Origin of the sequence: Dietzia sp. SYD-A1 (genome assembly GCF_015356725.1) — a bacterium.
GTDB lineage: Bacteria > Actinomycetota > Actinomycetes > Mycobacteriales > Mycobacteriaceae > Dietzia.
The window spans coordinates 1-8,166 of the sequence record NZ_JADDKI010000207.1 but is presented as its reverse complement, the minus strand read 5'-3'; the positions used below and the strand labels follow the sequence as shown (position 1 = coordinate 8,166).

The 8,166-nt window shown below is 69.6% G+C and carries 11 protein-coding genes; 3 read left to right on the top strand and 8 right to left on the bottom strand.

What is annotated here, in order from left to right:
- A partial coding sequence (locus IY392_RS09500; RefSeq protein ID WP_194861070.1) for a DEAD/DEAH box helicase occupies positions 1 to 959 on the bottom strand: 959 nt, incomplete at its 3' end.
- Positions 960 to 1,026: 67 nt separating this feature from the next.
- On the opposite strand from IY392_RS09500, the gene IY392_RS09495 reads away from it, so the two are divergent.
- The 3 genes from IY392_RS09495 to IY392_RS09485 are packed head-to-tail and all read left to right on the top strand — an operon-like array spanning position 1,027 to position 3,129.
- On the top strand, positions 1,027 to 1,788 hold the full coding sequence (locus IY392_RS09495; protein WP_156607221.1) for a 3'(2'),5'-bisphosphate nucleotidase CysQ: 762 nt from the start codon (positions 1,027 to 1,029) through the stop codon (positions 1,786 to 1,788).
- A 10-nt stretch (positions 1,789 to 1,798) separates the two neighbouring features.
- The gene (locus tag IY392_RS09490; protein WP_107757004.1) at positions 1,799 to 2,599 is read left to right on the top strand and encodes a thymidylate synthase; all 801 of its coding nucleotides are present in this window, start codon (positions 1,799 to 1,801) and stop codon (positions 2,597 to 2,599) included.
- 17 nt (positions 2,600 to 2,616) lie between these two features.
- Complete coding sequence (locus tag IY392_RS09485) at positions 2,617 to 3,129, top strand: dihydrofolate reductase (protein ID WP_107757005.1); 513 nt, start codon at positions 2,617 to 2,619, stop codon at positions 3,127 to 3,129.
- Between the two features lie 15 nt (positions 3,130 to 3,144).
- Here IY392_RS09485 and IY392_RS09480 read toward each other — a convergent pair whose 3' ends face one another.
- The 7 genes from IY392_RS09480 to mftG form a co-directional block, all read right to left on the bottom strand.
- Positions 3,145 to 3,759 (bottom strand): DUF1707 domain-containing protein, encoded by a 615-nt coding sequence (locus IY392_RS09480; RefSeq protein ID WP_107757006.1) that lies wholly within the window; start codon positions 3,757 to 3,759, stop codon positions 3,145 to 3,147.
- Between the two features lie 13 nt (positions 3,760 to 3,772).
- The gene (locus IY392_RS09475; RefSeq protein ID WP_107757007.1) at positions 3,773 to 4,159 is read right to left on the bottom strand and encodes a DUF302 domain-containing protein; all 387 of its coding nucleotides are present in this window, start codon (positions 4,157 to 4,159) and stop codon (positions 3,773 to 3,775) included.
- A gap of 72 nt (positions 4,160 to 4,231) precedes the next feature.
- A complete protein-coding gene (locus IY392_RS09470; protein ID WP_017836249.1) occupies positions 4,232 to 4,498 on the bottom strand; it encodes a metal-sensitive transcriptional regulator in 267 nt (88 codons plus the stop codon).
- Positions 4,499 to 4,638: 140 nt separating this feature from the next.
- Entirely contained in the window at positions 4,639 to 5,760 is a 1,122-nt protein-coding gene (locus IY392_RS09465; protein WP_194861069.1) for an NDMA-dependent alcohol dehydrogenase, read from the bottom strand.
- Positions 5,761 to 5,894: 134 nt separating this feature from the next.
- Positions 5,895 to 6,278 (bottom strand): thioredoxin, encoded by a 384-nt coding sequence (trxA, locus tag IY392_RS09460; RefSeq protein WP_107757010.1) that lies wholly within the window; start codon positions 6,276 to 6,278, stop codon positions 5,895 to 5,897.
- 156 nt (positions 6,279 to 6,434) lie between these two features.
- The gene (locus tag IY392_RS09455) at positions 6,435 to 7,355 is read right to left on the bottom strand and encodes an alpha/beta fold hydrolase (protein WP_107757011.1); all 921 of its coding nucleotides are present in this window, start codon (positions 7,353 to 7,355) and stop codon (positions 6,435 to 6,437) included.
- Positions 7,356 to 7,412: 57 nt separating this feature from the next.
- Positions 7,413 to 8,166: mycofactocin system GMC family oxidoreductase MftG (mftG, locus tag IY392_RS09450; RefSeq protein WP_194861068.1), on the bottom strand; the 754-nt coding region annotated here is incomplete at its 5' end.

Sequence of the window (8,166 nt, the reverse complement as noted above, 5' to 3'; positions counted from 1 at the left end):
GGCAGCGACCCCGGCTCGGTGTCCTCGGCGTGGATCTCGTTGAGCCGCGCGGTCAACCGCTCGGCCAGCCGCCGGGAGTTGACGAACACGATCGTCGAGCGGTGGGCGGCGATCAGGTCGACCACCTGCCGCTCGACGTGCGGCCAGATCGACCCCTCGCCCGGGGTCCCGGGCGGTGCCGTGACGTCCGTGCTCGCCGAGGACAGGTCCGTCATGTCCTCCACGGGCACCCGGACCGTGAGCTCGAAGCGCTTGTCCGACCCGGGCGCGACGACGGTTACCGGCCGCTCGCCCGCGAGGAAGCGGGCCACCTCGGAGTGGGGGCGGACGGTGGCGGACAGGCCCACCCTCCGGGCCGGGGTGTCCAGCAGCTGGTCCAGTCGCTCGAGGCTCAGGGCGAGGTGGGCGCCGCGCTTGCTGGCGGCCACCGCGTGGATCTCGTCGATGATCACCGTGTCGACCGTGGCCAGTGTCTCCCGTGCCGCCGAGGTGAGCAGGAGGAACAGCGACTCGGGCGTGGTGACCAGCACGTGCGGTGGCCGGGAGCGTTGCCGGCGGCGCTCCTCCGGAGGGGTGTCGCCGGTGCGGATCCCCACCGTCACCTCCGCCGTCCGCACCCCCAGGGACGCGGCCTGACGGGCGATACCGGCCAGCGGCGCCCGGAGGTTGCGCTCGACGTCCACGGCCAGCGCCTTGAGCGGGGAGATGTAGAGGACGCGCGTGCCGGGCGGGCGCTCAGCCGAGCCGTCGGCATCACCCCCGCCCCCCAACATCAGCCGGTCGAGCGAGTCGAGGAACGCCGACAGCGTCTTGCCCGACCCCGTCGGGGCCACGACGAGCGTGTGGGCGCCGCTCGCGAGGGAATCCCACGCCCCCTCCTGCGCCGGGGTGGGCCGGTCGAACGCCCCACGGAACCACGAGGCCGTGGCCGGGTGGAACCGCTCCAGTGCGTCGGACATGAACTCATGATGTCCCACGACTACGACACCGTCCCGATCACCGCCCCTCCTCCGTAGAGTGTCTGCCATGCACAGCGACAGCACGCGTGATCTCGACGACGATGACCTCGCCTGCTTCCTCGCCACGGGGATAGGGGACATCGTCCGGGGCACGCGCGCCGGAGGGCTGCTCCGCGGACGATCGCTGGCCCGTGTCGCCAACGAGGTCGCGCAGAACTGGACCGACGAGGTGCTGGCCGTGCACCGCCCGGACGACGGCACCCTCTCCGAAGGGGTGTCCGACGACCTGAGCAGGTTGGACAAGTCCCGGGTCTGGATCATCGACGTGATCGACGGCACCAAGGAGTTCTCCACCGGCCGATCCGACTGGTCGGTCCACGTCGCGCTCGTCGTCGACGGCTACCCCACCGTCGCCTCGGTGGGACTGCCCGACTCGGGCCGAGTGTTCCGTTCGGACCAGGTCGACTACGTGGACGGCCCCCCCTCGGGGACCATGGTCATCAGCCGCAACAACCCCCCGCCCGGGGCGCTCCAGGTCGCTGACGCGGTCGGTCTGCAAGTGCGTCCCATGGGTTCCGCCGGGGCCAAGATGCTCTCGGTTCTGCTGGGCGACGCGGACGCCTATCTTCACGCCGGCGGTCAGGACGAGTGGGACCAGGCCGCGCCGGTGGGCGTCGCCCTGGCCGCGGGGCTGCACGCCTCGCGCCTCGACGGGACGCCCATCCGGTTCAACAAGCCCGACACGCACTCCCCGGACGTGCTGATCTGCCGCCCCGAGCTCACCGAGAAGATCCTGGCCGCCCAGGCCGCGCAAGCGACTCGAACGTAGACTGCCGGTCATGACCGTCCCCACCCCGTACGAGGACCTTCTCCGACTCGTCCTGGAGCACGGCAGCCCCAAGTCCGACCGCACGGGGACCGGCACCCGCAGCCTGTTCGGCCACCAACTGCGCTATGACCTGGCGGCGGGGTTCCCTCTGATCACCACCAAGCGCGTCCACTTCAAGTCGGTGGCCTACGAACTGCTGTGGTTCCTGCGCGGGGACTCCAACGTCGGCTGGTTGCGCGAGAACGGCGTGAGCATCTGGGACGAGTGGGCCGACGAGCGCGGCGAGCTCGGACCCGTCTACGGCGTTCAGTGGCGGTCCTGGCCCACCCCCGACGGGCGGCACGTCGACCAGATCGCGGCGTCGGTGGACCTCCTGCGCTCCGACCCGGATTCCCGTCGGAACATCGTCTCCGCGTGGAACGTGGGCGAGCTGTCGGACATGGCGCTACCGCCGTGCCACCTGCTGTTCCAGTTCTACGTGGCCGACGGCAGGCTGAGCTGCCAGCTCTACCAGCGCAGCGCCGATCTCTTCCTGGGCGTCCCGTTCAACATCGCCTCCTACTCGCTGCTCACCCACATGGTGGCCCAGCAGGTCGGACTGGAGGTGGGCGAGTTCATCTGGACCGGTGGCGACTGCCACATCTACGACAACCACGTCGAGCAGGTGCGGACCCAGCTGGCCCGCGAGGCCTTCCCCTACCCGGAGCTTCGCCTGCGGCGGGCCGACTCGATCTTCGACTATCGCTTCGAGGACTTCGACGTGGTCGGGTACGAGCACCACCCGGGCATCAAGGCCCCGGTCGCGGTCTGAGCGCGGCGGAGGCGACCGTGCCGGTGCGGATGGTGTGGGCGCAGGCCCGCGGCGGGGTGATCGGCGACGGCCGGGACATGCCCTGGTACGTCCCGGAGGATCTCGCGTTCTTCAAGCAGACCACCGCGGGCCTGCCGGTGGTGATGGGTCGGGCCACCTGGGAGTCGTTGCCGGAGCGGTTCCGGCCCCTGCCCGGCCGGCGCAACATCGTCTGCACCCGGGACGCCGAGTGGGCGGCCAGCGGGGCCGAGCGCGCATTGTCGGTGGCCGAGGCGCTGGCGTCGGCCGGACCCGACGCCGTCGTCATGGGCGGCGGACAGATCTACGCCGCGGCGCTCGTCGCGGCGGACGAGTGCCTGGTCACCGAGATCGACGCGGACGCCCCGGGGACCGTCCTCGCCCCGGAGCTGGACGGGACCTGGGAGCGGGTCGAGGTGGGCGACTGGATCACCGACCCGCGTAGTCGCGTCGAGGGCTACGACGACGAGGTCCGGCACCGTCACACGGTGTGGCGCCGTCGGCAGGGGTGAGCCCTCGGCGCGACGCTAGAACCACTTCCAGGTCTTGGGGATCCGCTCCCCCGCGGCGAGGATCTTGATCTTCACGCCGGCCATGAAGCCGTTGATCTCGAAGTCCAGGTGGGGGCCCCCACGGACGTCGTAGCGGCCCTCGTCGATCTTGAGCTCGGACCACGTCCGGTTGCCGGTCACCGCGACCGAGACACCCGGGGGGAGCAGGATCTTGGCGTTGGCAGCCCACAGATCGAGCTTGATGTGCGTGCGTGGGCGGTCGACCACCGCCTCACGGGCGTCGAGGAAGATCTCACCCATCCAGGACGTCAGCCGGTAGTCATCCGGGAGGGACCACCGGCCCTCCCGCTTGAGCGTGTCGAAGACCGAGGTCCTCTTCTGACTCTCGTCCACGGTGATCGCCCCTGTCGGCCGGGTGGCCGGCGGCTGCGCCGAGGTCGGGGGCGGCCCGGCGGCGCTGTGCATCGGCAGCCCGCTCAGGGCCGCCTCCAACTCGGAGGGGCAGGTGGCGGACCAGATGCGGGCGGCCCGGTCCGAGAACTCGGCGAGGGACAACTCCCCCCGGCCCACCATCGCCTCCAGTCTCTGCTGGGCGAGGGCCCGGGGATCGGTGTGCGGCTCCTGGGTCATGCCCCAAGGCTACTCAGCGGGTCAGGTCCTTCATCATCGACCGCATCTGCGCGGACAACTCGTCCGCCATGTCCTGAAGGCCACCAGAGATGACCTGCGCCAGCAGCGCCGGGTTCTGCGCCTCGATGACGCAGCCCCCGGATGACTCACGGACCACGACGTTGCAGGGCAGCATCAGCGCGACCTCCTTGCTCACGTCGAACGCCTCGCCCGCGAACCCGGGATTGCAGGCGCCGAGGATCAGGACGCGCTCGATGTCCTTGTCGATCTTCTTCTTGAGGGTCGCGGTGAGGTCGATCTCGTGGAGGATCCCGAAGCCGCGGTCGGCGAGCGCCTCGCGGGTGGCCTCCACCGCCTCGTCGAACCCCATCGCCGTGTACGTACCGATTCCGACGTCCATGTCGTAGTCCTCACGTCTGTGGTCGGGTGCCTGCGGGTGCCGGGGCCAGCATCCCACGGTCTCTGGCCGCGGTCAGGCGAGCGAGAGGAAGAGTTTCTCCAATTCGGCGACCGTGATGCCGTCCTCACCGGACTCGCCGTCGGCGGCCAGGCACTCCTGGATGTTGGTGCTGATGATCTTGAATCCGGCACGGTCCAGCGCCTTGGAGACCGCGGCCAACTGCGTGACGACATCCTTGCAGGGACGCTCCTGCTCGACCATGTCGATCACCGCGTTCAGTTGCCCCCGCGCCCGGCGCAGGCGGTTGAGCACCTGGGTCCTCGCCTCGTCGTCAGCCATACCAGGCCCTCCTGCTCTCTCGCGGATGCGTGTCGATCCACGGCCCATTGTACCCATGGGGGTATTTCTGTCCAGTCCGGGATACGGCGAGGGCCCCGGCCCACCTCTGCCGAGGGGAACCGGGGCCCGGGCCGAGGCGATCAGTCGTCGTGGACGATGATCCCGCGGACCATGCCCTGTCCACCCGACTCCATGATCTCGTACCCCTCGTTGACCTGGTCGAGCGTGAAGCGGTGGGTGATCAGCTCGTCGAGCTTCAGTTGCTTCTCGTCCCACAGCCGCAGAATGTTGGGGATGTCGTGGAAGGCGTTGGCCGAGCCGAACAACGATCCCTTGATGACCTTCTCGTACTGCGAGACGAACAACCCCGTGAGGTTGATGGACTGGTTGTCGAGTCCGCCCATCGAGGTCAGGACCACGACCCCACGCTTGCCCACCATGTCGGTGGCGTCGGCGGTCACCTTCGCATCGGCCACACCAATCGTGATGATGGCCTTCTCCGCCATGGCGCCCCAGGTCAGGCCCGGCAACTCGGCCTTGGCCTGCTCCACGTCTGTGTAGACGTGGGTCGCACCGAACTCCTGGGCCTTGGCCAGCTTCGACTCGTCGGTGTCGATGGCGAGGATGAATCGCGCCCCGGCGTGCTTCGCGCCCTGGATCGCGTTGATGCCGATGCCACCGATGCCGAAGACCACCACGGTGTCCCCGGCCCGGACATCGGCCGAGTAGACGGCGGATCCCCAGCCGGTGGTGACGCCGCAGCCCACGAGCGCCGCGACCTCGAAGGGGATCCATTCCTGGACCTTGACCACCGAGTTCATGTTGGCGACGGTGTACTGCGAGAACGTGCCGAGGGTGCACATCGCACCCGCGGTCTCACCATTGGCGAGGGCGAACGGGTAGCGGCCGTCGGCCATCTCGCCGATGGTGCCGTTGAGTCCGCCGTCGCACAGGTTGGTCATGCCGCGGGCGCAGGCCGAGCACTTGCCGCAGGCCGGGATGAACGAACCCACCACGTGGTCGCCGGGCTGGACGTGGGTCACGCCCTCCCCGACCGCCTCGACGACGCCCGCACCCTCGTGCCCGCCGACGATCGGAAGACGCCCGGGCAGGTCACCACTGGTGATGTGGAGGTCGGAATGGCACAGGCCGGCGACCTTCCACTTGACGAGCACCTCGCCGAAATTGGGACCGTCGAGCTCGGCCTCGACGATCTCGAACGGCTTGCCCAGCTCGCGGGCGATGGCGGCCTTGGTCTTCATTCGACTCCCTCCGGGCGCGACGGGGGGATCCCGCCACTGGAACGTGTTCTCATCACAATATCCGCATTACTGGCGCGGAGCTCGCTGATTCGAGAACGTGTTCTTGTTTTGCGCCCGGACGGACGTGGCCGGACTCAGGCCCGGGCGTCGCCCTGCTGTGCCTGCGCCTCTTCGACGGCCTTGCGAACCTCGTCCATGTCGAGACCCTTGATCTGCTCGACCAGGTCGTCGAGCGCCTGCTCAGGGATCGCGCCGGAATGACGGAACACGGCGATGCCCTCACGGAACGCCATGAGGGTGGGGATCGACTGGATCTGGAGCATGGCGCCCAGCTGCTGCTCCGCGTCGGTGTCGACCTTCGCGAAGACGAGCTCGGGGTTCTTGCCGGAGACCTTCTCGAACACCGGCCCGAAAGCCTTGCACGGGCCGCACCACTCGGCCCAGAAGTCCACCAGGACGATGTCGTTGTCGGTGACGGTCTTCTCGAAGTCGGCGGTCGTGATGTCGACGGTGGTCATACGATTGCCCTCCTAGCGGGACGGGGCGACTCTCGTCCCGTCGTCTCTCGTCGCCAGCCTACGGACAGCCCGCGGCGACGACGACCTTCTCGCACGAACCATACCCATGCGGGTATTCACGGCCGTGCAGTGTGGAACAACGCCGCCCGATCGGGGTTATTCCCCGGACGCCCCCTGCCGGGGCGGGGAGCCGAGGATCTCCGCGAGGAACCACTCGAGTTGGTCGAGGAACACGGCGTTGTCGTCACCGGCCACCATGTGGCCCGCGTCCGCGACCTCGTGCGTGTAGGCGTGCGGGAGATGTCGCAGCAGGTGGGCCACCGACTCATCACTGACGATGTCCGAACGCGACCCCCGGATGAGCATGGTCGGTTCGGACACGTGGGGCACGATCCCCTCGAAGTAGTCGTTTCCGATCTCGGCGTTGTCACCGGTGGCGCCCGCGACGAAACGTGGGTCCCAGTGCCAGTACCAGCGGCCGTCGTCCTTCTGTCGGAGGTTCTTGCGCAGGCCGTCGAGGTTCGATGGACGACGACGATTCGGTTGATAGGAGGCGATCGCGTCCGCGGCCTCCTCGAGGTCCGCGAACCCGTCGAGACCGGAACGCATGAACTCCCCGATCCGCTCCACACCCTCCGCCTCGATCCTCGGGGTGACGTCCACCAGCACCAGCGCCCGGGCGACGGGCTTGCCCGTCCCCAGCGCCAACAGCCCGGTCAACCCGCCCAGCGAGGCCCCGACGAGCACCGGCAGCCGGTCGGTGAAGCGTGCGGCCACGATCAGTTCCAGGTCGTCGACCATGCGGTGGATGTCGTAGTCCCCGTCGTCCGCCCAGTCGCTGTCCCCGTGACCGCGCGCGTCCATCGTCGTCACCCGGTACCCCTCGGTCGCCAGACGCCGGGCGGCGCGGTTCCACGAGTTCCGGGTCTGCGCTCCGCCGTGCAGCATGAGGATCTCGTCGACCGGATCGGCTCCACCGGACGGCTCCCACACGTCGCCGACGAGCATCCCGGCCGCTCCGGCGACCGTGAACGACCGGGGCTCGACGGTCTCGATCTCCAACTCGCTACTCGTCATGTTGACCCTTCCGCCCGCACCCCCACCGCTGCGGTGGAACGTGTTCTCGTATCGGTTCTACCACGAGTCCCGGTGGACCACTCGCGCGGCGAGGTCCTCGGCCACCGCGAGAACCGACAGGTAGGGGCCGCACCGCGGCAGTGTCGGGAACACCGAGGCGTCGGCCACCCGCAGCCCCTCGCACCCCAGGACCCGGCCGGAGTCGTCCACGACCTCGCCGATCCGCGCCGACCCCGCGAGGTGCTGGGAGGTGGACCGGATCGGATCCGGCCGCGGCGCGCCATCCGGGATCCCCAGTCCGTCCGCGACCGCCCCGGCGGCGTGCTCCAGAGCGGCGGCGTCGAGGGGGTCGTCGGCCAGCACCACGTGAGGACCGCTGTCCGCGGTGCTCCCACCTCGGATCCGGCCCCGACCCACGGGGTTCATCAGCGCCACCCCGATCCGGTGCGGCTGGGATTCCAGTCCCGGGATCACCCGGTGCATCGGAACCGAGTAGGGCCGCACCTCGATCTCCACGGGGCCCGTCGGCCCGGGCAGAGTCAACCGCGCCACGTGGGTGAGCAGCGGCGGCGGGACGAGCGGGTCTCCCCTCCCCGCACCCGCCTCTCCGCGAACCCGGTCGGTCGGCAGGTCCAGTAGGACCTCCGGGTGCTCCTGCGTGCTCTGCCCGACCGGGTGGCCGGTCTCCGGCCCGATCCCCGAGGCCAGCAGGAGGAGGGCCGTCCCGATCGTCCCCGCGCACAGGATCACCTCCCGGGCGGCGATCTCGTCGTCGTCGTCGAGCACCACTCCGGCGCACCGACCCCCGGGG

What these genes read in the sequence shown, in the direction of transcription:
- IY392_RS09495 (WP_156607221.1), top strand. Translation starts at nt 1,027, where the DNA reads ATGCACAGCGACAGCACGCGTGATCTCGACGACGATGACCTCGCCTGC.
- trxA (WP_107757010.1), bottom strand. Translation starts at nt 6,278, where the DNA reads ATGACCACCGTCGACATCACGACCGCCGACTTCGAGAAGACCGTCACC.
- IY392_RS09465 (WP_194861069.1), bottom strand. Translation starts at nt 5,760, where the DNA reads ATGAAGACCAAGGCCGCCATCGCCCGCGAGCTGGGCAAGCCGTTCGAG.
- IY392_RS09480 (WP_107757006.1), bottom strand. Translation starts at nt 3,759, where the DNA reads ATGACCCAGGAGCCGCACACCGATCCCCGGGCCCTCGCCCAGCAGAGA.
- IY392_RS09490 (WP_107757004.1), top strand. Translation starts at nt 1,799, where the DNA reads ATGACCGTCCCCACCCCGTACGAGGACCTTCTCCGACTCGTCCTGGAG.
- IY392_RS09475 (WP_107757007.1), bottom strand. Translation starts at nt 4,159, where the DNA reads ATGGACGTCGGAATCGGTACGTACACGGCGATGGGGTTCGACGAGGCG.
- IY392_RS09470 (WP_017836249.1), bottom strand. Translation starts at nt 4,498, where the DNA reads ATGGCTGACGACGAGGCGAGGACCCAGGTGCTCAACCGCCTGCGCCGG.
- IY392_RS09455 (WP_107757011.1), bottom strand. Translation starts at nt 7,355, where the DNA reads ATGACGAGTAGCGAGTTGGAGATCGAGACCGTCGAGCCCCGGTCGTTC.